At 50.2% G+C, this 24,775-nt stretch carries 23 protein-coding genes and 1 pseudogene; 21 read left to right on the top strand and 3 right to left on the bottom strand.

Annotated elements, in window-relative coordinates; genetic code table 11:
* The first annotated feature begins 62 nt into the window (after positions 1–62).
* The 6 genes from Q0277_RS05770 to Q0277_RS05745 all read left to right on the top strand — a co-directional run bounded on the left by Q0277_RS05770 (position 63) and on the right by Q0277_RS05745 (position 5,453).
* Complete coding sequence (locus Q0277_RS05770; RefSeq protein WP_297996404.1) at positions 63–665, top strand: CDP-alcohol phosphatidyltransferase family protein; 603 nt, start codon at positions 63–65, stop codon at positions 663–665.
* A 465-nt stretch (positions 666–1,130) separates the two neighbouring features.
* Complete coding sequence (locus Q0277_RS05765; protein WP_297996403.1) at positions 1,131–1,769, top strand: lysophospholipid acyltransferase family protein; 639 nt, start codon at positions 1,131–1,133, stop codon at positions 1,767–1,769.
* Positions 1,750–2,100 (top strand): hypothetical protein, encoded by a 351-nt coding sequence (locus tag Q0277_RS05760; protein ID WP_297996401.1) that lies wholly within the window; start codon positions 1,750–1,752, stop codon positions 2,098–2,100. Before Q0277_RS05765 ends, Q0277_RS05760 begins: the two co-directional genes overlap by 20 nt.
* Positions 2,097–3,026, top strand: a complete 930-nt coding sequence (locus Q0277_RS05755; RefSeq protein WP_297996399.1) for a phosphatidate cytidylyltransferase — start codon at positions 2,097–2,099, stop codon at positions 3,024–3,026. Before Q0277_RS05760 ends, Q0277_RS05755 begins: the two co-directional genes overlap by 4 nt.
* A gap of 82 nt (positions 3,027–3,108) precedes the next feature.
* Positions 3,109–3,588, top strand: a complete 480-nt coding sequence (locus Q0277_RS05750; RefSeq protein ID WP_297996397.1) for a DUF1287 domain-containing protein — start codon at positions 3,109–3,111, stop codon at positions 3,586–3,588.
* Between the two features lie 38 nt (positions 3,589–3,626).
* The gene (locus Q0277_RS05745) at positions 3,627–5,453 is read left to right on the top strand and encodes a bifunctional alpha/beta hydrolase/class I SAM-dependent methyltransferase (protein WP_297996395.1); all 1,827 of its coding nucleotides are present in this window, start codon (positions 3,627–3,629) and stop codon (positions 5,451–5,453) included.
* Between the two features lie 143 nt (positions 5,454–5,596).
* Here Q0277_RS05745 and Q0277_RS05740 read toward each other — a convergent pair whose 3' ends face one another.
* Complete coding sequence (locus tag Q0277_RS05740) at positions 5,597–6,388, bottom strand: UDP-N-acetylmuramate dehydrogenase (protein WP_297996392.1); 792 nt, start codon at positions 6,386–6,388, stop codon at positions 5,597–5,599.
* A 614-nt stretch (positions 6,389–7,002) separates the two neighbouring features.
* Positions 7,003–7,899, bottom strand: coding sequence for a menaquinone biosynthesis family protein (locus Q0277_RS05735; RefSeq protein ID WP_297996390.1), 897 nt, complete (start codon positions 7,897–7,899; stop codon positions 7,003–7,005).
* A gap of 280 nt (positions 7,900–8,179) precedes the next feature.
* Here Q0277_RS05735 and recA point away from each other — a divergent pair, with 280 nt between their 5' ends.
* From recA to argH, 6 genes are all read left to right on the top strand, one after another.
* Positions 8,180–9,223 (top strand): recombinase RecA, encoded by a 1,044-nt coding sequence (recA, locus tag Q0277_RS05730; RefSeq protein WP_297897512.1) that lies wholly within the window; start codon positions 8,180–8,182, stop codon positions 9,221–9,223.
* On the top strand, positions 9,223–10,473 hold the full coding sequence (eno, locus tag Q0277_RS05725) for a phosphopyruvate hydratase (protein ID WP_297996389.1): 1,251 nt from the start codon (positions 9,223–9,225) through the stop codon (positions 10,471–10,473). Before recA ends, eno begins: the two co-directional genes overlap by 1 nt.
* Before the next feature lies 1 nt (position 10,474).
* The gene (locus tag Q0277_RS05720; RefSeq protein WP_297996387.1) at positions 10,475–11,284 is read left to right on the top strand and encodes a hypothetical protein; all 810 of its coding nucleotides are present in this window, start codon (positions 10,475–10,477) and stop codon (positions 11,282–11,284) included.
* Positions 11,281–12,471 (top strand): hypothetical protein, encoded by a 1,191-nt coding sequence (locus Q0277_RS05715; RefSeq protein WP_297996384.1) that lies wholly within the window; start codon positions 11,281–11,283, stop codon positions 12,469–12,471. The genes Q0277_RS05720 and Q0277_RS05715 overlap by 4 nt, the downstream gene beginning before the upstream one ends.
* Before the next feature lie 9 nt (positions 12,472–12,480).
* Positions 12,481–13,110, top strand: coding sequence for an NAD(P)H-dependent oxidoreductase (locus tag Q0277_RS05710; protein ID WP_297996382.1), 630 nt, complete (start codon positions 12,481–12,483; stop codon positions 13,108–13,110).
* 193 nt (positions 13,111–13,303) lie between these two features.
* Positions 13,304–14,677, top strand: a complete 1,374-nt coding sequence (argH, locus tag Q0277_RS05705) for an argininosuccinate lyase (protein ID WP_297996431.1) — start codon at positions 13,304–13,306, stop codon at positions 14,675–14,677.
* 78 nt (positions 14,678–14,755) lie between these two features.
* Here argH and Q0277_RS05700 read toward each other — a convergent pair whose 3' ends face one another.
* Entirely contained in the window at positions 14,756–14,992 is a 237-nt protein-coding gene (locus tag Q0277_RS05700; RefSeq protein ID WP_297996379.1) for a hypothetical protein, read from the bottom strand.
* A 161-nt stretch (positions 14,993–15,153) separates the two neighbouring features.
* Here Q0277_RS05700 and Q0277_RS05695 point away from each other — a divergent pair, with 161 nt between their 5' ends.
* From Q0277_RS05695 to Q0277_RS05655, 9 genes and pseudogenes are all read left to right on the top strand, one after another.
* A complete protein-coding gene (locus Q0277_RS05695; protein ID WP_297996378.1) occupies positions 15,154–15,786 on the top strand; it encodes a uroporphyrinogen-III synthase in 633 nt (210 codons plus the stop codon).
* A gap of 242 nt (positions 15,787–16,028) precedes the next feature.
* The gene (purD, locus tag Q0277_RS05690; protein WP_297996376.1) at positions 16,029–17,285 is read left to right on the top strand and encodes a phosphoribosylamine--glycine ligase; all 1,257 of its coding nucleotides are present in this window, start codon (positions 16,029–16,031) and stop codon (positions 17,283–17,285) included.
* A complete protein-coding gene (locus tag Q0277_RS05685) occupies positions 17,282–17,719 on the top strand; it encodes an RDD family protein (protein ID WP_297882073.1) in 438 nt (145 codons plus the stop codon). The genes purD and Q0277_RS05685 overlap by 4 nt, the downstream gene beginning before the upstream one ends.
* Positions 17,706–19,964 (top strand): LPS-assembly protein LptD, encoded by a 2,259-nt coding sequence (locus tag Q0277_RS05680; protein WP_297996373.1) that lies wholly within the window; start codon positions 17,706–17,708, stop codon positions 19,962–19,964. The genes Q0277_RS05685 and Q0277_RS05680 overlap by 14 nt, the downstream gene beginning before the upstream one ends.
* Positions 19,964–20,677, top strand: a complete 714-nt coding sequence (locus Q0277_RS05675) for a phosphoribosyltransferase family protein (RefSeq protein ID WP_297902732.1) — start codon at positions 19,964–19,966, stop codon at positions 20,675–20,677. Before Q0277_RS05680 ends, Q0277_RS05675 begins: the two co-directional genes overlap by 1 nt.
* Positions 20,667–22,781 carry a polyribonucleotide nucleotidyltransferase gene (locus Q0277_RS05670; RefSeq protein ID WP_297996370.1) on the top strand — a complete coding sequence of 705 codons (2,115 nt, stop codon included), beginning with the start codon at positions 20,667–20,669 and terminating at the stop codon, positions 22,779–22,781. The genes Q0277_RS05675 and Q0277_RS05670 overlap by 11 nt, the downstream gene beginning before the upstream one ends.
* A gap of 21 nt (positions 22,782–22,802) precedes the next feature.
* Positions 22,803–23,657: a universal stress protein gene (locus Q0277_RS05665; RefSeq protein ID WP_297996369.1), complete on the top strand. Its 855-nt coding sequence runs from the start codon at positions 22,803–22,805 to the stop codon at positions 23,655–23,657.
* A gap of 397 nt (positions 23,658–24,054) precedes the next feature.
* Positions 24,055–24,405 carry a hypothetical protein gene (locus tag Q0277_RS05660; RefSeq protein ID WP_297996367.1) on the top strand — a complete coding sequence of 117 codons (351 nt, stop codon included), beginning with the start codon at positions 24,055–24,057 and terminating at the stop codon, positions 24,403–24,405.
* Between the two features lie 136 nt (positions 24,406–24,541).
* Positions 24,542–24,775 (top strand): annotated as a pseudogene (locus Q0277_RS05655) (hypothetical protein); the annotation flags it as partial.

The following is a 24,775-nucleotide window of genomic DNA, read 5'->3' as shown; positions in this document are numbered from 1 at the left end:
CATTTAATCTACCTCCAAGCATTTTTAAGCGACAATACGAAAATCAAATTTTCGGAGTCCTCATGACGATTTACGAGTTAAAGCCCAAATTTCAAAATTTACTTCGTCCGTTAGTAAGACGTCTTCACGGCGCGGGCGTCAGCGCAAATCAAGTCACGATCACAGCCTGCGTCATCTCCGTTCTGCTGGGCGGACTTTTGATAAAATTCGCCGAAATTTCGACGCTATTCTTTCTGCTGCCCGTTTGGATGTTTTTGCGTATGGCGCTAAATGCCATCGACGGCATGCTGGCTCGCGAGTTTAATCAAAAAAGCCCGCTGGGCGGCTACCTAAACGAAGCCACGGACGTCATCTCGGACGCCGCGCTGTATCTGCCGTTTGCCTTCGTGGCGCCGTTTGACTGGGGCGTTACCGCGCTCGTTATCTTTCTATCTTTTATGAGTGAGTTTTTAGGCGTCCTAGGGCAGGTGCACGGTTGCGGCAGGCGGTATGACGGGCCTATGGGCAAGAGCGACCGAGCGTTTATATTTGGGCTTATCGGTACGATATATGCGCTATTTGGGCGACTGCCAGAGTGGTTTAGCTGGGTGCTTTACGCCGCGATATTTTTACTCGCACTTACTTGCGCAAACCGCGTGAGGATGGGACTAAAAAGCGGGGAATAAGGCGCCTCGGACGAGGATAAATTTAATAGCTATCTCCAAAATCTACGCAAGGTAAATTCGCCTAAATTTGATATAATTGCAAAAGTTTTAAGCTCGCCTCGACGCGGGCACGTAATCGTTATAAATTTGATCTTGTTTAAATTTACGAGATTTTTTGAGGCGATAATAAAATATCACGGCGAATTTGTCCGCTTAATTTAGACATTTTAAAAGACGCTAGGCGCGCAAAACGTGTTCGGTTAATTTCGAGCGTTTTATCAAAGTCGGTGAAATTAAAGGCAAGTAGCAAAAGCGGCAAATTGCAGGCGTTATTTAAAACCGTATCGGCTTTAATCGCCTCAAATTTATGTCTAAACGCTCGTTTTCGGCAAGGTGGGCGAGAAGCTTATTTGCCGCACGCAACCGCAAAATTGAGGGCGCCGCAAAAAGTGAATTTGAAAAGTAAAAGAGTAAAAAGGATACAGGATGAAAGAGTTTTTAGCGGCCGCGCTTGATTTTATCCTTTGCCGCATCACGATATTTATCACGGGCGTAAGGCCGCCGCAGGAGCTTTTAAACATCGGCGACGGCACTAAAATTTACTACGCAAACCACGCTAGCCACGGCGATTTTTTGCTGATTTTCGTCTCGCTACCATACCGCGTGAGAAAGCGCGTGCGCCCCGTCGCGGCGGCGGAATACTGGGAGAGCGGGCCTGTGCGTAGGTTTCTTGCTAAAAACGTGTTTAACATGGTTCTAATCAGCCGTCATAAAGATCCGCTAGAGGCGCTGGCGCAAATGAGCGAGGCGCTGCAAACCCACTCTCTCATCATCTTTCCCGAAGGCACGCGCAAGACGGACGACGATCTCGCGCTACAGCCGTTTAAAAGCGGGATTTTCCGTCTGGCGAAGCAGTGTCCCGCCGTCTCGTTCGTGCCCGTATGGATCAAAAATGCGCGAAACGTCCTGCCCAAGGGCTTTTTCGTGCCTATTCCGCTGCTTTGCGAGCTGATCGTAGGTGAGGAGATATCGTACGGAGGCGAAGGCAAGGGCGAGTTTTTACAAAAGGCGCAGGACGCGCTGCTAGCGATGAGCGATACGCAAAATGATAGAACTAAAGCCTAGCGCGACGGCTTTGGCCAGAGCAGTAAATTTAAGCCCCGTAAATCCGTCAAATGAAAAAGCAAAATTTGCGACCGATTTTTGCGGCAAATTTGACGTAGAGCCTTTTAAAGCAGTAGCTGAAAACGTCAAATTTGAACGAGAAACACGGGCTAAAACGCCAGCCTTGCCGCAAATCAAATTTGACCCAAACGCAAATTTAAACCGCGCAAAAAATTTAACCAATCAAGCCGTCCGCGCGGCAAACCAAACGCTCGCAAATTTGACTCGCTCGGAGAGCTTCGAAGCAGACGTCAAATTTAGCTTTAAATTTAACCAAAAGGCACTAAAATGAACCCGCAAAATCATATATTAAATCTATTTTTAGGACTCATCGCGGTGCTAGTCGTCTCTAGCGTCGTTGCCTTTATCCTAAAGGCGAAATTTGGCGCCGAGAACAAAACCATCGCAAATTTGACCTCGCGTATAAACGCCTGGTGGGCGATGATTTTGGTCATTTTCGCGTTCACGTATATGGGCAAGAACGCCGTGATATTTTTGTTTTTGCTCGTATCTTTTGCCGCATTGCGCGAGTTTTTATCGCTCATCTACATCCGCAGGGGCGATCACATCGCGCTCGTGGCGTGCTTTTACGTGATTTTGCCAGTGCAGTATATTTTTATTTATGCCGATTGGTACGCGATGGCGATGATATTTATCCCGGTTTACGGATTTTTGTTTTTACCGATTTTAGCGGCCATTTGCGGCGATGCGGCATATTTTTTAGAGCGCTCGACGAAGATCCAGTGGGCGCTGATGATCTGCGTGTTTTGTATCTCGCACATCCCGGCGCTTCTTTTGCTGGATCTTGAGCGCGGTAACAGCATGGAGCTGATGCTGTTTTTGATCATAGTCGTGCAATCTAGCGACGTGCTGCAGTACGTCTGGGGCAAGCTTTTTGGCAAACGCAAGATCGCGCCTAGCATCAGCCCGTCTAAGACGGTGGTCGGCTTTGCGGGAGGGGTTCTTAGCGCTAGCGCGCTGGCTGCGTGCCTGCATCATCTCACGCCTTTTGGCGCGGCGGGGGCGTTTTTCATCGGGCTTGCCGTTTGTATGATGGGCTTTTTAGGAGGGCTTGTTATGTCGGCGATCAAGCGCGATCTGGGCGTCAAGGACTGGGGCTACATGATCAGCGGGCATGGCGGGATGCTTGACCGTATGGACTCGCTGTGCTTTGCGGCGCCGATATTTTTTCATATAGTTAGATATTTTTACGCATGAGGTTTTAATGAAAATTTGAAGCAAAATTTTATTTTTAGCGCTCGCGGCAAATTTTGCCTTTGCATTTTCGGCCGAAAAGCTCGTGCAAGACGCTAGAGCGCAGGTCGGACGGACGCTGTTTTACGATCCTTCGTACGAGAGGCTAGCCTATCCGATGGGCGACGCGGATATGATGAAGGGCGTTTGCACCGACGTCGTCGTTAGAGCGCTGCGCGGGCAGGATATCGATCTGCAGCGGCTCATCCACGAGGATATGAGCGCAAATTTAGCGCTTATCCAAAAAAACTGGGGCGCGAAAAAGACCGACAAAAACATCTATCATCGCCGCGTACCAAACATCGCGACCTACCTAAAACGCAAAGGCTACGAGGCGAAGGGCGAGTTTAAAGCGGGCGATATCGTGACATGGCGGCTGGATAACGGCAGGCCGCATATCGGCATAGTTTCGGATAAATTTGCCGCTAGCAAAACCCCGCTCGTGATCCACAACATCGGGCTTTGCGCGCAGGAGGAGGACGTGCTAAACGTTTATGAGATAACGGGGCATTTTAGGATAAAATAAGCGTAAAAATCGATAAATTTAAGCAAGAAAGGCGAAAAATGGAGTTTAAAGAGAGCTGTTTTATAACGAGCGACGGGGCGAGGATATTTTACAGATACCGCCTGGCCGCGGACGTGGCGTGCGAAGACTCGGGTGCAGGCGAAGTAAATTTGAGCGAGAAAGAGCTAGCTGAAAACGCCGAGCAAAATCTCAAATTTAAAGCCGCGCCAAACGCCAAAGCCGTAGCGATATTTCACCGCGGACACGAGCACTCGGGCAGAACGACGCACGTAGCGGACGGGCTAGCGGACGAGAGTTTGAGCTATTTTGCGTGGGATCAGCGCGGACACGGCAGGAGCGAGGGCGAGCGGGGCGACGCGCCGAGTATCGGCCGCCTCATCGCCGACGTGGACGAGTTTGTGGCGCATATCGAGCAGAGATTTGGCTTTGAGACGCAAAATCTAGCCGTTATAGCTCAAAGCGTGGGCGCGGTGCTGGTCTCGGCGTGGCTGCACGACTACGCTGTGCGCGTTCGCTGCGCGGTGCTGGCTAGTCCGGCGTTTAGCGTGAAGCTTTACGTGCCGTTTGCCAGAGCCGGGCTAAAGGCGATCTACAATGCGCGCGGAAATTTCTTCGTAAACAGCTACGTCAAGGCGCACTATCTCACGCACGACAAACAGCGCCAGGCCAGCTACGACGCCGACTCGCTCATCACTCGCGCGATCTCGGTGCGCATACTGCTGGGGCTTTACGAAGCGGCGCAGCGCGTGGTTTCGGACGCCGCCGCGATCACGACGCCTACGCTACTGCTGATCTCGGGCGATGACTGGGTCGTGGAGCATGCCCCGCAGCACGAGTTTTACAACACTCTTGGCGCGCGCGTAAAAAGACGCGAGATTTTAGATGGATTTTACCACGATACGCTGGGCGAGAGCGAGCGGGAAAGGGCGTTTGAGATCGTGCGCGAGTTCGTCGGAGAGCGCTTTAGCGCGCCTTTTAGCGAGGTGGACTGCACGCACGCGGACGAATACGGCTTTAGCCGCGAAGAGGCCGATAGGCTAGCTACGCCGCTACCGAGATTTAGCCCAAAAAATTTACGGTTTAAATTTCAGCGGATATTTATGCAGGCGGTTTCGCCGTGGGTCGGCGGGCTAAAGATAGGCGAAAATACCGGCTACGATAGCGGCAGTACGCTTGATTACGTTTACCGAAACGAGCCGCAAGGGGCGAATAAATTTTTTAAATTTATCGACAAATTTTACCTAAACGCTATCGGCTGGCGCGGCATCAGAGAGCGCAAGCGAAATATCAAGCTAGCTATCGATCAAGCTGTAGCAAAGCTGCAGGAGCGCAGCGAGCCGCTACGACTGCTAGACATCGCCTCGGGGCACGGCAGATACATACTAGACGCCGCGCAGGGGCATAAATTTGAGCGCATAACGCTACGCGACTACAGCGACATCAACGTAAAAGTGGGCAGCGAAATGATAAAAGAGCGCGGGCTGCAGGACGTCGCGAGCTTTACGCAGGCAAATGCGTTCGAGGCCGCTAGCTACGAGGGTCTGCAGGACGCATATACGCTAGGCGTCGTGTCGGGGCTGTTTGAGCTCTTTCCGGGTAACTCGGTCGTTCGCACCGCGCTACAAGGCTTTTCAAGCAGCGTAAAAAGCGGCGGCTACCTCATCTACACCAACCAGCCGTGGCATCCGCAGCTCGAGATGATCGCGCGCGCTCTATCGAGCCACAGGCAGGGCGCTGCGTGGATCATGCGCCGCCGCAGCCAGGCCGAGATGGATCAGCTCGTGGAAAAGGCGGGGTTTAAAAAGGTGCGCGAATGGATAGATGGGGATGGGATATTTAGTGTGAGTTTGGCTGTTAAAATTTAAAAGCGGCTTGTCTTTTGAGTGCTTTTAAATTTGACGATTTCGTCTGTATTTTAAAATTTCAAAGCGCAAATAAAATCCAGCGCAAAAAGATGGAGTAGACGACCGAGCAAGTTTAGTCGGGGGCAAAATATACAAATTTCCTTTTATAGCACCACGACTTCGGTTTCCAGTTCGATACCGAATTCTTCAGAAATGCGGCTTTGCGCTAAATTTATGAGCGCAATCACATCCTCAAAGCTTGCGCTGCCGAAATTTATGATGAAATTGGCGTGCTGCTCGCTAAATTTCGCGCCGCCGATCGCGTGGCCTTTTAATCCCGCTGCTTCGATCAGCCTGCCCGCGGCGTCATTCGGCGGGTTTTTAAAGCAGCTCCCAAAGCTTGCGCCGCGCGGTTGATTAGCACGTTTGGCGGCGAAATCCGTGGCGAGCGAGACGTCAAAGCCGCGCGAAATTTTAAACTCGGCGCCCAAAATCGGCTCCTCGATTCCGCTTCTTCGGTAGCCGAAGCTTATCCGCTCGCGCTCCACCCAGCCGCGAGTTAGGCGCACGGCAAGCAGGCTATCGCTGATGCTAGCGCCGGCGAGCCCCGCATTCATTTTGATTAGCCCACCGAGCGTGCCCGGGATGTTTCGCAAAAACTCAAAGCCGCCGAGGCCTTGCTTTTTGGCGAAGTTGTAAATTTTGCCCGACTTCGTCGCAGCCCCGATGCTAAGGATATCGCCGCTTAAGCTTATGCGATCGAACTCCTCGCTTAACATCGCAAGGTGCGGCGGCGCGGGCGAGATGAGCAGATTATTGCCGCCGCCGATGATCGCGCCCCCCGCTATGCTCTCAAACTCCGCAAAATCGGTCTCGTCCTTTAAAATTTGCACCGCAAAGCTCCCGCCGATGCGCACGGAGGTGTATTTGCTAAAATCTATCTGCTTTGTTTTCAAAATTTTGCCTTTTAAATTTCATTTCTAAATTTTGCGCTAGCCGCTCGCCGCGCATCGTTTTAAAATTTAACTATACCGCGGCGGCGCACGGCACAGAACACGAACGCTATTTCAAAATTTAGCGACGCCAGCGCGATTGAATTTATCTCGCTTGCGATACGTTTTCAGCGGCGCGCTATGTCGCACGCGCAACTCGCACCCTGCGGCACAAAATATAGCCGTGCAATGTAGCGCCGCACTGCAAAATTTCATCGCTGCGTAGCCCTAAATTTGAAAGCGTAGTGGCTATCGTACCGCGACAGATCGCGCTACAGCGCGCCGGTCGATTAGCGCAGCTTGGCGACGATCCGCGGCGAACTCGGCGTCAAATTTGCGCTAAATTTTAAACTCGCTATGCTTCGCGGCTAAATTTCAAAAGCTACGGCGCAGCACAGCCACGGCAAGAACGCGGGGTAAAATTCTACCTCGCGTGCCTACTTTTACGCCGAAGTAAAATTTAACCAAGGCGCAAACCTCTTAACACCGAGGAATTTAGCCAAAACGCGATTTCATTCCGAGTAAAATTTAACCGAAACAAGCGCTAAATTTCATCTAAATTTTGATCTCGCTCGGCCTTACATCGGGTTTTGCCCGCCGCAGTCCGCAAAGCGGATCTCGTTATATTCGCGCGGGATAAAATTCTCCTGCGCGCTAAGCGGCGCAGGGTAAAATCCGCGCTCATAACCAAGCTCAAATAGCCTATCTACCGCCCTTATCTGCACCTGCGAAAGCTCGATCGAGGCCTCGTTAGCATAAAGGCTCAGATATTTTTCTAGCTTTGCGTCGTCCACGCGGATCAAATTTCGCTCCATGAGCATGTGCGATAAAAGCGGCTTGTGCGCGGTGGCGATGCGTACGCCCTCAGTTAGCACGCGCTCGCACTCGATAGCATCCGTTATCGGCAGGCTGCGGCGAACCGCCATGCCTCCTAGCGGCAGCGGTAAATTTTCGCCCGCTAGCTCGCTCCAGATATCCCAGATCTCGCGCTCCACGCAAAGCTCGTCCGAAAAGTCCAAAATACTCTCGTGTATCAGCACGCCCGCGTCTACTTCGCCGCTTAAGACCGCGCCCTCGATTTCGAGGAAGTTTTTATAAACTATGCGCGCCTGCGGGTATGCCATGCGAAAAAGCAGGGCGTTTGTCGTGTGTTTGCCGCTGAGCGCGACTTTGAAATTTCGCTTTAAAACCGCGCCCTTTTTCTTAACTAGCTTTGGTCCGTAGCCCTCGCCGAAGCTCACCGCCGTGCGCAAAAGCGCGTATTCATCGCAGATCAGCGGATATAGCGCGAAGCTAATCGCCGTGGCCTCGTAAGTGCCCTTTAGCGCCTCGTCGTTTAGGCTCTGGATATCAAGCGCGGCGGCGCTAAGCTTTAGATTTTTTGAACTCACCCAGCCGAAATCAATCGCCTTATACATAAAAATATCGTCGGCGTCGGGCGAGTGAGCGACGTTTATATGCTTAAAAATCTTCAAATTTTATCCTTTTTGCTCCGCTTTAAATTTCGCGCGCGGCTAAATTGCGAAATTATAGTAAATTTTTGCTACAGCCCTCATAAAAATGCGCAATTTCTAAAGAAAAACGTGAAAAATTAAGCCCGTTTAAAAGGCTAAATTTAATACTCTCCGCTTGCCGCGCAGAGCTTTTGCGCTCCTTAAAAATTTCAAATTCCGATGCCGCGCCGAATTTAGGCAAATAATCAAAAATTCATTTCAAATTTGGTAAAATCAGGTGAATTTATTTTTAAGGAAAAACATGGACGAGGGAAAGAAAAAGACGCTGGATGCGGCGCTAAAATCGATCGACAAAGCTTTCGGCAAGGGCACGCTCGTGCGGCTAGGCGATAAGCAGGTCGAGCCGATAGACGCCATCTCTACGGGCTCTGTGGGGCTTGACATCGCGCTTGGCATCGGCGGCGTGCCGAAGGGGCGTATCATCGAGGTTTACGGGCCTGAGAGCTCGGGTAAGACGACGCTTACGCTTCATATCATCGCCGAGTGCCAAAAGGCGGGCGGAATTTGCGCATTTGTAGACGCCGAGCACGCGCTGGACGTCAAATACGCTTCAAATTTAGGCGTCGATACCGACAATCTCTACGTCAGCCAGCCCGACTTCGGCGAGCAGGCGCTTGATATCGTAGAAACCCTAGCAAAAAGCGGCGCGATCGATCTTATCGTCGTAGATAGCGTTGCCGCGCTCACGCCGAAAAACGAGATCGAGGGCGATATGGGCGATCAGCATGTGGGGCTTCAGGCGCGACTTATGAGCCAAGCGCTGCGCAAGCTCGCCGGCGTCGTGCATAAGATGAATACGACGGTGATCTTTATCAACCAAATCCGTATGAAGATCGGCGCGATGGGTTACGGCACGCCCGAGACGACGACCGGCGGCAATGCGCTTAAATTTTACGCTTCGGTGCGCATCGACATACGCAAGATCGCTACTTTGAAACAAAACGAAGAGAGCATCGGCAACCGCGCCAAGGTCAAAGTCGTGAAAAACAAGGTGGCGCCGCCGTTTAAGATCGCGGAATTTGACATAATGTTCGGCAAGGGCATCAGCAAAGTAGGCGAGCTGATCGATTACGGCGTCAAGCTCGACATCGTCGATAAAAGCGGCGCATGGTTCAGCTACGGCGATACGAAGCTAGGTCAAGGTCGCGAAAACGCTAAAATTTATCTAGAGAATAACCCTGCTGTCGCTGAAGAGATCACTGCAAAGATCCGCGAGCAGATGGGTAGCGTAAATTTCAGCGCAGACGCGGACGATGAAGAAAATTTACAAAGTGGAGATGAATAATGATTTATATCGAAGATGTTTATGCGATAGAGGTGTTAGATAGCCGTGGCAACCCGACCGTGAAAGCGACTGTGGCTCTAAGCGACGGCACCGTAGCAAGCGCGATAGTCCCAAGCGGCGCAAGCACGGGCAAACGCGAGGCACTAGAGCTTCGCGACGGGGGCGATAGATACTGCGGCAAGGGCGTGCTAAAAGCGGTGGAAAACGTAAATTCGCAGATCGCCGAAGCCGTGATCGGACTAGATGCTTTTGGTCAAAAGGCGCTTGATGATGAGATGAGAGAGCTTGACGGCACCGATAATTACTCAAATTTAGGCGCAAATGCGGTGCTTGGCGTATCTATGGCGGTAGCGCGCGCGGCGGCAAAGAGCCTTGACGTGCCTTTGTATCGCTACCTAGGCGGCGCAAACGCTAGCGTACTGCCGGTGCCGATGTTTAATATCATCAACGGCGGCGCGCACGCGAACAACAGCGTGGATTTCCAAGAATTTATGATTATGCCGTTTGGATTTGATAAATTTAGCGACGCGTTGCGAGCGGCGAGCGAAATTTACCACACGCTAAAAGGCCTTCTAAACGCGGCCGGTCACAGCACGGCGGTGGGCGACGAGGGCGGATTTGCGCCGAATTTAAACGATAACGAAGAGCCGATCAAACTCATCATGCAAGCTATCGAAAAAGCTGGCTACAAAGCGGGCGAGCAGATCAAACTAGCCCTTGACGTCGCGGCTAGCGAGCTGTATGAAAACGGCAAATATAAGCTAGAAGGCAAGGAATTTAGCAGTGAAGAGCTGATAGAGCGATATGCGCAACTTTGCGAGAAGTATCCGATATTTTCGATCGAAGACGGCCTAAGCGAGGACGACTGGGCGGGCTGGGCGAAGCTAACTAGCAAGCTTGGCTCTAAAGTGCAGCTTGTGGGCGACGATCTATTTGTAACGAACGAGAAAATTTTGCGCGAAGGCATCGCCAAAGGCGTAGGCAACGCGATCCTAATCAAACCGAATCAAATCGGCACCGTAAGCCAAACTATGCAGACGATCCGCCTAGCGCAGCGCAAAGGCTACCGCTGCGTGATGAGCCACAGAAGCGGCGAGAGCGAGGATAGCTTTATCGCGGACTTCGCCGTCGCGATGAATACGGGCCAAATCAAAACGGGCGCAACCTCAAGAAGCGAACGCAACGCCAAATACAACCGCCTGCTTGAGATCGAGCGCGAGACGGACGAGTTTTTGGGAAGCCGAATTTAAAATGTTTTTTAAAAAAAGGTCCAAGCGGGGCTTAAAAGGCGGCGCGCAACGCACCTATGCGGACGGAGCGGATTATACGGACACGCAAGGCGGATATTCAGACGCAGACTTTGACGAGGACGATTTTTTTGACGATGAAAATTTTGGCGGAGGCTTTAGCGAGGTAGGGGCTGGCTTCCGCAAAAATCGCAACGGAACCTCACACGGCGTAGACGAAGCAGGCTCTGCCTCTGATGCCGGAGGCGACAGCTCTAATTTAAGTTGTAAAAGCTCCGCTGCAAGCGGAAACTACGAAGGCAGCGCGCAAGCAGACGCGGACTTTTACAGCGCGGAATTTATTGGGGGCGGCGATTTAAAGAATGCAGAATTATACGCGAAAGAAAACCGCTTTCCAAACGACGCGGGTTTTGCGGCTCAGAGCGTAGAGCGCGGCTCTCAAGGCACGGGCTTTGCGGCGCAAGGCATAAATCCTGCTGCGCAAGAATTTTCTTTTATGCCGCAGAACGCAGATTCTGCCGCTAAAAAAGCTTTAAAAAAGCGTAAAAATTTAAAAGAACGGCTGAATTTTATCAATCCGTTTTCACCGCTTAAGCAGATTTTTGCAGCTCTTGCGCTGATCGTCTGCGTTGTTTTTGCAGGCATCTTCGTAGGCGACGTGCTATTTGGCAAGCGATCGTTTGAGGTGCTGCGCCAACTGCAAAAAGAAAAGGCGTTTTTATTCACCGACGTCGAGCGGCTAAAAGAGGAAAACGCCGAGCTGCAAAAGCTTTATTTAGAGCGTCGCTCGCTCGATCCGGACCTTAAAAAATGAGAAAAATTTCTTTGCTAATTTTAGGTCTTTGCGCTTTTTTAAACGCTGAGAATTTAAATGGCGCAAATTCAAACGCTACGAAACCTAGCATCGCCGCGGCAAAAGAGCAAAATTCTATCAATTTGGCGATTAAAGAGCCAAAGACAGGTGCACAAAGCCCAAACGCTAAAAAGCAAGCTGTAATGAAACCTGAAACATCTAAAAGCCCTACCGTAGCAATGCAAAAAAGCGCTGCAGAAGCAAATTCCAGCGTCAAAACAAGCGCCGCCAAAAAAGCTGTGAGCGCACAGCTCTCGCAGACCGAAAAAAAAGCTCCTGCGCTCAAAGCGGGCATCGGTGCTCCTTCGCAGGCCATAAAAACGGAACGAAACTCTTCTGCGCAGCCTTCAGTTACGATGCTTCCGCCTCCTGATGAGTTACCGATCTTGCCGGAAGTAAGCGAGCCAAATTCTACGATAGTGCAAAATTTCAAGGCGGCACAGAATTCTACAGCTCAAAATTCTACGGTGCAAGACTCTACTATGCAACAAAACGCGCAATTTGCTCCGCAAAATTCCAATCCGGCGCAAAGCTCTGTCGCCACGTCGCAAAATGCTCCCGCGCCTAAAAATTTTACGCAGCAAACCTTTGCGCTTCCCTCCGACGCCCTTACGATCGAAAGCTTAATTGTGCGATATAGGGACGACGACGGGGTCCTGCACGAAAAGATCGTTGATGTCAATCGCTCGATTGATTGGCACGATGACTTCGTGCTAAGCGCTAGCGCCAAACCCGCGCTACATAGGGCACTGGACGTCTCGGTTACTTCGACTGATCCAAATTTACAAAAGCAGGCCTCACAAAGTGGCATCACGCCTAGCTTCGCGCCGCGCCTGGAGCTACCGCTAGAGACGCTTAAATTTGACGATGGACTAAAATTCGTCATTCGCAAAGACAGCGTGCAGCTCATCACCGCAGATGATTTCAAAAGCTCCGACGCAAATGCTTCGGGCACGCTTGAGGCGGAGTTTTGGCGCCAAGAGATCCCGCTTAGCGGCGCGAGCTTTGCTGTAAATATCGGCGGCTTTAGCGACATCAACGTCACCAAAGAGGACGGCTACTACCGCATCGGCGTGCGCTCACATGAGGGTAACCTCAGCATCAGACGCAAAGATGGCGGGTATTTGATTTACAAAAATTCTAATTAAGGAGAGACTATGACACATTTAGAGATTATGAAATTTCGCCACGCGTGCAAAATTTTTGACGAGAATAAAAAGATCGGCAAAGCCGATTTCGACGCTATTTTGCAGGCGGGCATCTTAGCACCTAGTTCTACGGGGCTAGAGCAATGGGACTTTTTGGTTGTGCAAAACAAGGCGCTGCGCGAGCAGATCCGCGAAAAATCATGGAATCAGCCGCAGATCACCTCTTGCTCACATCTGGTCGTGATTTTAGCAAAGATCAAGGACATAAAGCTAGGAAGTGATTATATCGAGCGAATGATTACGCGTAAAAAAGATGAAGCGCCCAAATATATCGGCGACAGGCATAAATTTTATCAAGATTTTTTAAGCGGTTATTTTCACAACGACGATGAGGAGCTATTTAATTGGTCGCACGCGCAGTGCATGTTTGCAGCACTTGCGATGATGAACGAGGCCGCAAGCCGCGGTATCGACAGCTGCCCAATGGAGGGCTTTGATCGCGCAGCGCTAAATGAAATTTTAGGCATCGATTGGAACGATCGCCGCGTGGCGCTACTCGTACCTTTCGGCTACCGCGTAAATCCACAGCCGCAAAAGATCCGCCGCAGCATAGATGACGTAGTAAAGTGGATCGAATAAGCCAGCAAGCGCTTTTGAACCGCTAAGTTTAAGGTGCAATAAATTCCAAAGTTTAGTGCGAAAGCGTGGCGCGCGCATTTTTTAGGAATTTATAGCACTTTTGCCTTTCTTCTCGCTCATAAATTTTGTGCGGCGAGATTTAAAATTTTATAAAATCACCGAAAATTTAAACGAAGGAGCGAGCGTGAAAAAAATGTGGGAGGGGCGCTTTAGCGAGGCGAGTTCGGCGCTTTTGGAGGAGTTTAACGCCTCGATCGGCTTTGATAGGACGCTTTGGCAGGAGGATATCGCAGGCAGCAAGGCGCACGCTCGGATGCTCGGCGCCTGTGGGATTTTAAAGGCTGACGAGAGCGAAAAGATCGTCGCCGGGCTTGATGCCGTGTTTGAGGAGATAAAAAGCGGTAAATTTGAGTTTAAAACCGCCGACGAGGACATTCACATGGCGGTCGAAAAGCGCCTAAGCGAGCTCATCGGAGGCGATCTTGGCGGTAGGCTGCACACGGCGCGCAGCAGAAACGATCAGGTCGCGCTTGATTTTCGCCTCTACGTGCTTAAAAGTGGTGCCGCGATCGCCGAGAAAATCCGTGAGTTGATCACCGCTCTGCGAGATATCGTAAGTAAGCACGCAGACACGCTGATGCCGGGCTACACGCACCTTCAGCACGCCCAACCCGTGAGCCTTGCCTATTATTTGCTAGCTTACGCGTTTATGTTTCGCCGCGACTACGAGCGCTTTGTCAGCTCGCGAGAGCGAAATAATCTCTGTCCGCTGGGCTCGGCTGCACTTGCGGGCACGCCGCATCCGATAAATCGCGAGCTCGTCGCGCAGCAGCTCGGGTTTGCGGGAGTGACGCCAAACGCGATGGATAGCGTCAGCGACCGCGATTTCGCGCTTGAGATTTTGTTTAACGTAAGCGTGCTGATGACGCATGCATCGCGCCTGTGCGAGGAGCTTATCTTGTGGAGCTCGCAGGAGTTTGGCTTTGTCACGATCAGCGATGCCTACAGCACGGGTAGCTCGATCATGCCGCAGAAGAAAAACCCCGACGTCGCCGAACTCATCCGCGGCAAAACTGGGCGCGTAAACGGTAATCTCGTCGCGCTGCTAACGGTGATGAAGGGCTTGCCGCTAGCATACAATAAGGACATGCAAGAGGACAAGGAGGGTGTTTTTGACAGCGTCGCCACCGCGCTTGCTAGCCTTGAAATTTTAAAACAGATGCTAAAAACGGCTAAATTTAACGAGCAAAATATGCTCGCAATGACGCGCCGAGGGCACCTCACGGCAACTGATCTGGCGGACTATCTCGTGCGAGAGAAAAACGTGCCGTTTCGCCGGGCGCACTTCATCACAGGCAAGGCTGTGGCGTATGCTGAAAATTTGGGCCTGGATTTAAGCGAGCTAAATGCGCAGCAGCTTGCAGGCGTGGATGAAAGCTTGGACGCGGGTGCGGTTAAATTTCTTGATCTAAACGCTTCTAAGCAGGCGCGTAAGTCGCAAGGAGGCACGGCGAATGAGAGCGTTGCAGCGCAGATTGAAATTTTGAACAAGTGGCTGAAAGGCTAAATTTAAGGGGCTAAGAGCGGCGAAATTTTAAAATTTAGCGCTCGTAGCTTTGAAATTTCGTAGCCGCAGCTTTAAATTTTAAGATTCGGCGAGCTCGACGATCTGTGTGGGCACATACACGGGCTGGGCGGGATTGGCAAGCGGTGGCGTGTTAGCTGTGTGCGGAACGGGCTTTGTGACGAGATTTTGAAATTTCAGTCGCAGTCTGCGAAATAAAATTTTAAAAACAGGGCTCGCGCAAAGCGATGAATTTAAATTTGACGCTTCGCCTGCGAGATAAAATTTTAAAAAGCGTGCCGCCGCTAGGTTACCCAAGTGCAGCTAGAAAGCGCGAGCAGGCTTTGCGCGCGGGTTTTAATCGGTGCCGAGGGCGGTACGGAGCAGAATTAAATTTTAAACTCAAAGATTAATGACGGCGGATCGGATTTTTTCGAGAGCGGAATTTAATCGAAGCAAATTTAAACATGGAGGGCGTTTTGATATATCTAGTGTCCAATACGAGATTTGAGCATCCGCAGGTGAGGCAGCTTGCGGTTTGCGAGATAAAATTCCTCAAATTTAGCCTGCCCGCGCAGACGGGCGCGCTAATTTTTACCTCCAAAAACGCAGTGGCGGCGATAAAATTTAATGAAATTTCTCTTGATTTAGATACGCCCGTTTACGCTATCGGCGAGCCGTGCGCTGCGGCCGCGCGCGAGTTTGGATTTCGCGATATTTTTGTGGCGCGACACGGACACGGAAATGAGTTTGCCGCCGAGATCGCGCCGCTCTTGCAAGGCGCAGACGCGCTGTATCTGCGCGCGCGCGAAACGGTATCGAAGCTGGAGCAAATTCTATCTAGCGCCGGCGTGCGGCTGCAAAGCGTGATCGCCTACGAAAATTGCGTCCTTAGTCTGCCTGCTACCGCAAAACCGCCGCAAGGCAGCACGCTGATTTTTACCTCGCCTAAGAACGTTCGCGGCTTTACCACAAATTTCGGCTGGGACGGGGGCTATAAGGCGATCTGTATCGGTAGGACGACGGCGAGCGTTTTGAGCGAGCTTTGCGAGCCGATAATCTGCGAAAGAATGTCGATAAAATCCTGCGTCGATCTGGCGCTTTTGCCATAGTTTAAGCAAATTTAGACTATAATTTTGCCTAAGCCTGGGTGAAGCGAGAGCGTTTTATATGAGGGTTCAACATATTTGTATAAGCGACGACGTGAGAGGTCCGTGTGACGCGGCTCGGCTCGAGCTTTTTTAAAGTTACGGGTTGCGACCTAGAGATTTTTCCTAGTTGCAAGATTGGCTTTGTTTGAGCCGATTCTTTTTACGCAACGCTCACTTGGGTTTTTTACGTTACGGAGGCTTCATTGAATATCCTAATAATCGGCGGCGGCGGTAGAGAATACGCGATCGGGCTAAGACTTCGCGAGGATAAAAACGTTTTAAATCTGTATTTCGCTCCAGGGAACGGCGCTACAAAGGCGCTCGGTAAAAATTTAGATTTAAAAGATTTTGATGAACTTGCGCTCTTTGCGAAAAACAACGACGTAACTCTTACTATCGTGGGTGCCGAAGAGCCGCTTACAAAAGGCATCGTGGATATTTTCAAAGCGCAGGGTCTCGCGATATTCGGTCCCAGCGCCGCTGCGGCGAAGCTTGAGGGCTCTAAGGTCTATATGAAGGACTTTCTGGCGCGAAATCATATCAAAACCGCAAAATTTCTAAGCAGCGACGATCTCTCCGAAATTTCAAAATTTATCGATACTCTAAACGGCCGCGTCGTGGTCAAAGCAGACGGCCTGTGCGCGGGCAAGGGCGTCATCATCGCAAATTCCAAAGATGAAGCTAAAAAAGCCGCTGCAGATATGCTAAGCGGCGAAAGCTTCGGCGAAGCGGGCAAGCGCGTCGTTGTGGAGGAGTTTTTAGAGGGCTTCGAGCTGAGCTTTTTTGCGATCTGCGACGGGGAAAATTTCGTAAGCTTGCCCGTAGCGCAGGATCATAAAAAATTGCTTGACGGCGATCTAGGCCCGAACACCGGCGGTATGGGAGCTTATGCGCCAAGCCCGCTAGCGGATGCCGCACTGATAAAAAGAGTAGAAAGCGAGATCGTCTCACCCACGCTAAAAGGGATGCGGCAGCAGGGCGCGCCATTTTGCGGCGTGCTATTCGTAGGGCTTATGATCGTGAGCGGCGAGCCTTACGTGCTGGAGTACAATGTCCGTTTCGGCGATCCCGAGTGCGAGGTTTTGATGCCGCTAATCGACGGAAATTTGAGCGAAATTTTATACAACGCCGCCGTAGGCAAGCTAAGTAGTATAAGCTTAAAAGAGCGATTTGCGGTGGGCGTCGTAATGGCTAGCGAGCGCTACCCTTACGGCTCTTCGCAGCCTACTTTGATCGAGGTCGGCGAAATTCCTGCGGGCGCACATATCTGCTACGCAGGCGTGAGTGAGCGAGAGGGGCGGATTTACGCTAGCGGCGGGCGCGTTTTGGTAAGCGTGGGCGTCGCGCAGAGCCTAAAGCAGGCGCGGGACGCGGCTTACGCGCTGTGCGAAAATATAAAATTTAGCGGCGCGCAGTATAGGCGTGATATCGCGCACCAAGCCTTAAGAGATAAAATTTGATCGTCGCTCCGCTTAGCAAGCGCGTAATCGCGTTTAGTATCGACGAAGCGGTGAGCGTAACGCTTTTTGTAGTCGTGCTATTTGCTATTGACGAGCCAGAGCTTGTCGCAGCGGCGCAGAGCGGAAGCAATCTTGAGGTACAAAAGATTGCGTCAAAATTCATTTTGCATTACGCGATAATAAAATTTTTATATCAGGCGATTTTTGTCTATCTATACGGCGCGACGCTAGGCAAGCTTGCGGTTAAAATTTATTGCGTCCGCGCCGACGGCAGCTCTATGGATATCGCTACTGCAGCGATCCGCGCGGCGGTTAGGTTGATAAGCGAGATGATCTTTTATATGGGATTTTTGGTGGCGCTTTTTACGAACTCGCGTCAGAGCCTGCACGATATGGCGGCGAAAACATTGGTGGTAGAGATTGAAAAAGAGTAAAAAATTTAAAATTCTAGCGCTCAGTTTTAGCGCTCTTTTAGCAAGCAGTGCGAGCGCAAAGGTCCAAGACGTCGAGCTTATAGCAGATAATGTCGAGAAAAACGGCTTTTTGACGGAGGCTAGTGGCAACGTAACGGTGTATTCGCAGGACTACTTCATCACCGCCGATCGCGCTACATACGACGAGCAAAATGGTATCATTGAGCTTTTTGGTAACGTCAATGCGATGCGCGGTAGCAGCGAAACTACGCGTGCGCAGCATGTCAAAATCGATCTGAAAAACGACAAGCAGGAAGCCGACGTAAATTTTATGATGGACAAGGACTCCGAGCTTTGGATGCAAAACGACGCTAGCTGCAGCGACAGCGAGTATTACCGCGTGGAGGGCTCCAGCGTATCTAGCTGCAACGTCACCGATCCTGATTGGCGCATCAAATTTAGTAGCGGCATGCTCAATAAAGAGAGCAAATTCCTCCATCTTTTCAATCCGAGATTTTACGTGGGCGATGTGCCGGTGCTCTATCTGCCGTATTTCGGCTTCCCGACTGATCGCACGCGCCGCACGGGCCTACTGCCTCCAGAGGCCGGCTACATCAGCAAGGAGGGGATCTACTACAAGCAGCCGATCTATTTTGCGCCTTACGATAGCTGGGATTTTCAGCTCGATCCGCAGGTGCGCACGCGCAGGGGCTTTGGCGCATACGGCACCTTTCGCTTCACGGAGTCGCCGTATTCTTACGGCGAGATTAGAGGCGGAGTTTTCGATAACTTTTCGCGAGCGCAAAAGCGGCTCGAATACAAAAACGAGCGCCACCACGGATTTGAAGTTCAATACGATCGCAGCAAGCTCGCGACATATCTGCTAGACGGCGATCTGCGCGAAAATTTATGGATCGATTTTACTCAGCTAAACGATCTGGAATACTACGATCTGAAGGAAAAGGGCGGTCTTAGCGACGATGCGGATAATTCGCTCGTAACTTCACGGCTGAATTATTATTTGACCTCAGACGAGCACTATTTTGGCGCTTACGGACGCTACTACATCGATACGAGTAAGCTAAACGCCGATAATACCTTCCGCAACGAAGATACCGTCCAAGAGCTTCCGACGCTGCAATATCATAAATTTAGCAATGATTTGGGACTGCCAAATTTGATCTATTCGCTTGATGCGAAGGCGCGTAATTACACCAGATGGGAGGGCGCGACTGCTCGCCAATACGAGTTTGACGTACCGATTAGTATAAGCACGCCGCTACTGGCGGATTATTTAAATTTCGCCTTTACCGAGCGAGTGTATATGACCAATATCGATTGGCACGATAAATTTTACTACGCAAACGGAGATCTTGGCGAGGATAAAAGCACTTTCTACGCTAATCAATACACCGAGCTTTCGCTCTACACCGACGTAGCCAGGGCTTACGATAGCTTGTATCATACGATGAGCTGGAGGGCGGATTTTAGAATTCCCGAATGGCAGCAAGGCGATATAGAGGATAGAATTTTAAAGTATCATCAGTATAAATACGACCTTGCTCGCGGCGCAGTAGATCGCTCGCGGCTGGGTAACTTGCAAGACTCGCTTTATTGGGAGGATAACTTCTTAAGTGAGCTTAGTGACGAATACACCCACGAAAATGCAGCTTTAAGTATGACGCAGTTTTTCTATAATGAAGACGGACGTAAATTCTTACGCCATAGCGTCAAGCAGCGATATGACTTCGACGATCATGAGTTCGACGATTTAGAACACCGCATCGATGCGTATTTTGCAAATGGGCTAAATATCGGAAACCGCTTTACCTACTCGCATAAATATAAAAGCTTCGATAAGGTCTATACCTACGCCAACTACTCCAACGACGACTTTAGCTTTGGACTTAGTCACGCTTACGAATATGAAAAACTTAGCATGGAGCCTAAACGCTATACGAAAGATAACTACGGTATCGTAAACGCTTCGGTAAATTTGCCTAGGAATAATAAAATTTTTGGGCGTTGGGATTACGACTTGGAGCGATCTTATTCTAAAATGTGGCGCGTGGGACTTTCTCATACGCGCAAGTGTTGGAATTACTCTTTTGTGTATCAAGAGGATATCGAGCCTAAAAATACCAGTACGACGGGCTACAGCAAAGCAAGCAAGGAGCGCGGAATTTACTTTCTCGTAAATTTCTATCCGTTCGGCGGAGTAGGGTATGATTTTTCAGTAGATAGCGAATACGGAAGCGAAAAATAATGACGCCTAGAGCTGAGCTGATGTTTGAAAACCAAATCGACGCCGCGATGAAACTCGCAGAAATTTTACCCGCTACCGTGATCAAAAACGAAAATTTTCTAATAATCGCTCAATCCCTGGAGTCGCTTCCTATCGCAAACCATCTTGCCTTAAAACTGGGACTTCATTATGAGTTTTTATTCACAGAGCCTGTTTTAGCGCCAAATAATCCGGAATGCGCGATCGCGTGCGTAAGCGAAACCCAAGAGATCGTGATGGTAGATGAGCTCGTGCGAAGCTTTGGCATCAGCCTGGATTATGTTTACGGACAGGCAAACAGACTTTATGAGGAGAAAATTTTAAAAAACATGTATAAATTTCGCAAGGGCGAGCTTTTGGGAAATTTGGAGAAAAAAAACGTCATCTTGGTAGATGAAGGGTGTGAGAGCGGGCTGACCGCGCTTACTTGCATAAAAACGCTCGTAAGCTTAAACGCCAAAGCGATCTTTTACGCCACTCCCGTTATCGGCAGCGATAATGCAGACGAGATCGCCATGCTAGTAGATGGAATTTATGCTGTTCATAAGATCAGAGATTTTGTGAACGTGGATTTTTATTACAAAGAAAAAACGCTCTCAAGCGCGGAGGAGATAATGCAAATTTTAAACAAATGCCCGCTTTATCTGCCGTTTCACGAAACCAACAAAAACAAGGAGAAAATTAATGCAGTGTAAAATTGAAGTAAATGGTAATACCGAAATTTTCGATATCGACAAAGTTGCGAAACAAGCCGCGGGCGCGGCGCTTTTGCGCGTTAAAAACACCGTCGTGCTAGCTACCGTAGCGCGCGAAGAGACGCAGGTGCAGGAGGACTTTTTGCCCCTTACTGTGCAATATATCGAAAAGATGTACGCGGCAGGCAGAATCCCGGGAGGCTATATCAAGCGCGAGACCAAGCCGGGCGATTTTGAGACGCTTACCAGCCGCATCATAGACCGCTCGCTGCGCCCGCTCTTTCCAAAGGGATACGCATATCCGACGCAGATCGTAGTTTACGTGCTATCGGCAGATCCCGAAGTCGATCTGCAAGTCGTTGCTCTTAATGCGGCGTCTGCGGCGCTGTATCTTAGCGATATCCCGATTAAGGCGCCCGTTTGCGGCGTGCGCGTAGGCTATCAAAACGGAAACTTCATCTTAAATCCTAGCAACTCCGCGCTTAAAGCTAGTGCGCTCGATCTTTACGTAGCGGGCGTCGGCGATGAGCTTTTGATGATCGAGATGCGCTCCCTGCCCCAAATTAGAGGCGGCACGCAACAGATGAATGAATTTAGCGAAGATCTGATGGTAGATGCGATCGATTTTGCCGCAAAGGCGATAAGCGCGGGCTCGGGCGCCTACGAAGAGGCTTTTTTGCCGCTTAAAAAGCCCGATGCGAGCCTAGAGTATAAACCCGAGATCGAGGATGAGGATATTGCGGACTTCATCGACGCAAATTATAAAGACGCCGTTAAAGCGGCGATCAATCAGATGGCAAAGAGTGAGCGCGCTACCGAGCTAAACAGAATCGTAGATCAAATTTTAACTACCGAAGCTGCGGCGCAAAACGAGTGGAGCAAAGAAGTAATCTCCAGCGTCATCGGCAAGTATAAGCGCGGCATCATCCGCACGCAGATCATCGAGGATCGCCGCAGAGCCGACGGACGCGCGCTTGATGAGGTGCGCCCGATCAGTATCGAGACAAACATCCTGCCGTGCGCGCATGGAAGCTGCCTATTTACGCGCGGGCAGACGCAGGCTTTGGTCGTCACCACGCTAGGCGGCGATAGCGACGCGCAGCTAAGCGACAGCCTAACGCAGCTCGAGCCGATCAACGATAGATTTATGTTTAACTACAACTTTCCGGGCTTTTGCGTAGGCGAAGCAAGCCCGCTCAAAAGCCCCGGCAGACGTGAGCTGGGACATGGAAATTTAGCCAAAAGAGCGCTATATCCGAGTATCGATCTAAACTCGCCGCAGTCTATCCGCGTAGTAAGCGAAATTTTAGAGAGCAACGGCTCAAGCTCGATGGCTTCGGTCTGCGGCGGCGCACTTTCTCTTCGAGCAGCGGGCGTATCTACGTTAAAGCTCGTTGCGGGCGTCGCGATGGGCTTGATTTTTGAGGGCGAAAAACACGCCGTGCTAACCGACATAATGGGGCTTGAGGATCACGACGGCGATATGGATTTCAAGGTCGCGGGCACATATGATGGCATCACCGCGCTTCAGATGGATATCAAGCTCGGCGGCATCAGCCTAGAGGTTTTAAAAGAGGCTCTAGCGCAGGCAAAGCAGGCTCGCGCGCATATTTTGGGCTTGATGGAGCAGGCGGATGCGGCGATCGTTATAAACGAGGACGTGCTTCCGAAGCTTGAAATTTTTAGTGTCGAGGCGAGCAAAATCCCAGACATCATCGGCCAGGGTGGCAAGGTCATCAAAGAGATCACCGAAAGCTTCGGCGTAAATATCGATCTGGATCGCGAAAAGGGCGAGGTCAAGATCCAGGGTGCCAAAGCTAGCGCCGTATCGGGCGCGAAAGAGAAAATTTTATCGATAGTCTCAAATTCTCGCGATTTTCGTAAGCCGCGCGGTGAACGCAAAGAGGTAAAATTTCAGATCGGCGAGGAGTTTGACGGCGTGGTGCAAAGCGTGCTGGATTTCGGCACCTTTATCTCGCTGCGAGACGGCGTGGACGGACTGCTGCGCGCTAAATTTATCACGACGCCTTACAAGGCGGGCGACGTGGTGCGAGTGCGCGTGACCGATCAGAAAGGCACTAAAATTTCACTGGAATTAGCTTAAAATTTTAATAGGAGCGTAAAGATGCAGCTTAAAAAGATTTTTTTCCCTATTGGCGGCGGCGAGGAGCTGGCAGAGCGCATACACGGAGCGCTGCTCGTGAATAAATTTTTCGGCACACACATCAACATAATGGCGTGCCAGCTCGATCCTAAGATGATCTACAATGTGCGTATAACGCTAAAAGGCGGCGTGCTGATGGAGGAATTTTTAAAATCAGCGGGCGATGAGATGAGGGCTGAGCGCGAGGTGATCAAAGCTATCTTCGACACTGAATGCGCCAAGCTGGGCCTAGATCAAAACGACGACGATCACGTCCCAAATAGCGCCGCTTTGAGGCATATGGTGGGTATCCGCTCCGAGCTGGTCGAGAAATACTCTAAATATTGCGATTTGGTGCTGGTCTCGGTGCCGCCTACGGGCTCTATCACGGGTACGTTTGAGGCTGCGGTTACCAAAAGTGGCAAGCCTTGCATCGTCATACCGCGCAAGCTGCAGGAGTTCAAGGCGGATAAAATTTTAGTTTCGCTTACCGGCACTGCGGCATCTGCAAGGGCGCTTGATAATTGGCTGGAGCTTTTGCAGCACGCCAAATCTATCACCGTCATTACCGCAAATCACTACCTTCAGGATGATCTTGCCGAAACTAAGCGCCGCATAAGCGATTATCTAGCCTTGCATGACGTTAAAATTGATGTTTTTGAGGCGTTAAACGCCGAGGGCAAGATCCCTGGGCAGGTGCTACTAGAGTATGCCGACGCGGGCGATTTCGACCTCATAGTCGCGGGCTTGCACTCGGACAGCGGCATAAAGGAGATATTCCTAGGCGGCGCGTCGAAATACTTCCTACAAAAGACGAAAATTCCAGTCTTAATGTAGCTTGAAGCCTAGACACCGTGTCGCAGCACACCGCCCGCACCGCGTCTAAGCTTAATCGGCTTTTAAGCGTCGCAAGCTAAAGCTTAAATTTTAATCGGCTCGTCGTGACTTTGCTAGTCCGTCCGCAAATCGTGCAGTTATGCCATTTTGCGGATGGGTTACGATTAATTTTATCGCTAGCTTTACTGACGAGCCGCGTTTGCTTTGCCGCGGCTAGAGAGCAAGTATATCCGCGGCGAGCGGAGTTAGCGGTCGCGGCAATCTCGCCGGTCTATCTTTGAGCGCGGTAAGTTTGAAATTTCCATGTCTGCGGTTTCGGCTGCGTCGCGGATTTTGCATAAAATTTGCACTTGAAATTTCTGCTTGTACGCTAAATTTTGAATTCCAAGGAGCGCAGATGGCATTTGAAAATGCAATCATCACTAAAGAGGATGATGAGAAGTATGGATTGAGTGAAATTTACTACAAATATAATCCGAAACGCGAAGTTTTTATCAATAAACAAGATTGGGTGATAAGCAGAGAGCCTGATTGCTGGCTATGGGATATTTTTTATTTTCCCGATCCCGAATATGATCATGGAACTCTTGTTAAAGCTATTTGGATTTTATATTATAAAGGTGAAATCATTGAAGTTGTCCTTGATTATGACATCAATAGGGCGCTAATACCTAAGCAATTTCATAGAATTTGGCAACTACTTGATCTAAATCCAAAACAAACTAAATTGATTTCAAGGGATGAATAATTATACTTCTAGACAATGCTTTGCAAGCATATGGATATGATGGTATATGGGAGCAAATCCCGAACTACACTATGGAGCTCCAAGACCTAACCGATCGTAAAATCTAAAATTATTAAAATTTCTTAAGGAGGAGAGAATGGCGTTTGAAAATGCAATTATCACTAAAGAGGATGATGAGAAGTATGGATTGAGTAAAATTTACTACAAATATAATCCATACTATGAGACTTTTATTAACGAGCTTGGTTGGACTATTGATCGAGATGCGGATTGTTGGCTGTGGAAAATTTATAGTTTTCCTGATCCAGATTATGACCATGGCACTGATCGGGTGTTGCCGCGGGTGATTGCGCTAAATGAAGATTTCTTG

The organism is uncultured Campylobacter sp. (assembly GCF_938030815.1).
Classification (GTDB): domain Bacteria; phylum Campylobacterota; class Campylobacteria; order Campylobacterales; family Campylobacteraceae; genus Campylobacter_B.
Note: the sequence above shows the minus strand (reverse complement) of the source record. Positions and strands in the feature narration are given on the sequence as shown.

Bases quoted from the DNA above. Each gene is read 5' to 3' on its own strand.
- Q0277_RS05770 (WP_297996404.1), top strand. From the start codon at position 63: ATGACGATTTACGAGTTAAAGCCCAAATTTCAAAATTTACTTCGTCCG.
- Q0277_RS05745 (WP_297996395.1), top strand. From the start codon at position 3,627: ATGGAGTTTAAAGAGAGCTGTTTTATAACGAGCGACGGGGCGAGGATA.
- argH (WP_297996431.1), top strand. From the start codon at position 13,304: ATGTGGGAGGGGCGCTTTAGCGAGGCGAGTTCGGCGCTTTTGGAGGAG.
- eno (WP_297996389.1), top strand. From the start codon at position 9,223: ATGATTTATATCGAAGATGTTTATGCGATAGAGGTGTTAGATAGCCGT.
- recA (WP_297897512.1), top strand. From the start codon at position 8,180: ATGGACGAGGGAAAGAAAAAGACGCTGGATGCGGCGCTAAAATCGATC.
- Q0277_RS05765 (WP_297996403.1), top strand. From the start codon at position 1,131: ATGAAAGAGTTTTTAGCGGCCGCGCTTGATTTTATCCTTTGCCGCATC.
- Q0277_RS05720 (WP_297996387.1), top strand. From the start codon at position 10,475: ATGTTTTTTAAAAAAAGGTCCAAGCGGGGCTTAAAAGGCGGCGCGCAA.
- Q0277_RS05755 (WP_297996399.1), top strand. From the start codon at position 2,097: ATGAACCCGCAAAATCATATATTAAATCTATTTTTAGGACTCATCGCG.
- Q0277_RS05665 (WP_297996369.1), top strand. From the start codon at position 22,803: ATGCAGCTTAAAAAGATTTTTTTCCCTATTGGCGGCGGCGAGGAGCTG.
- Q0277_RS05670 (WP_297996370.1), top strand. From the start codon at position 20,667: ATGCAGTGTAAAATTGAAGTAAATGGTAATACCGAAATTTTCGATATC.
- Q0277_RS05760 (WP_297996401.1), top strand. From the start codon at position 1,750: ATGATAGAACTAAAGCCTAGCGCGACGGCTTTGGCCAGAGCAGTAAAT.
- Q0277_RS05710 (WP_297996382.1), top strand. From the start codon at position 12,481: ATGACACATTTAGAGATTATGAAATTTCGCCACGCGTGCAAAATTTTT.
- Q0277_RS05675 (WP_297902732.1), top strand. From the start codon at position 19,964: ATGACGCCTAGAGCTGAGCTGATGTTTGAAAACCAAATCGACGCCGCG.
- Q0277_RS05660 (WP_297996367.1), top strand. From the start codon at position 24,055: ATGGCATTTGAAAATGCAATCATCACTAAAGAGGATGATGAGAAGTAT.
- Q0277_RS05715 (WP_297996384.1), top strand. From the start codon at position 11,281: ATGAGAAAAATTTCTTTGCTAATTTTAGGTCTTTGCGCTTTTTTAAAC.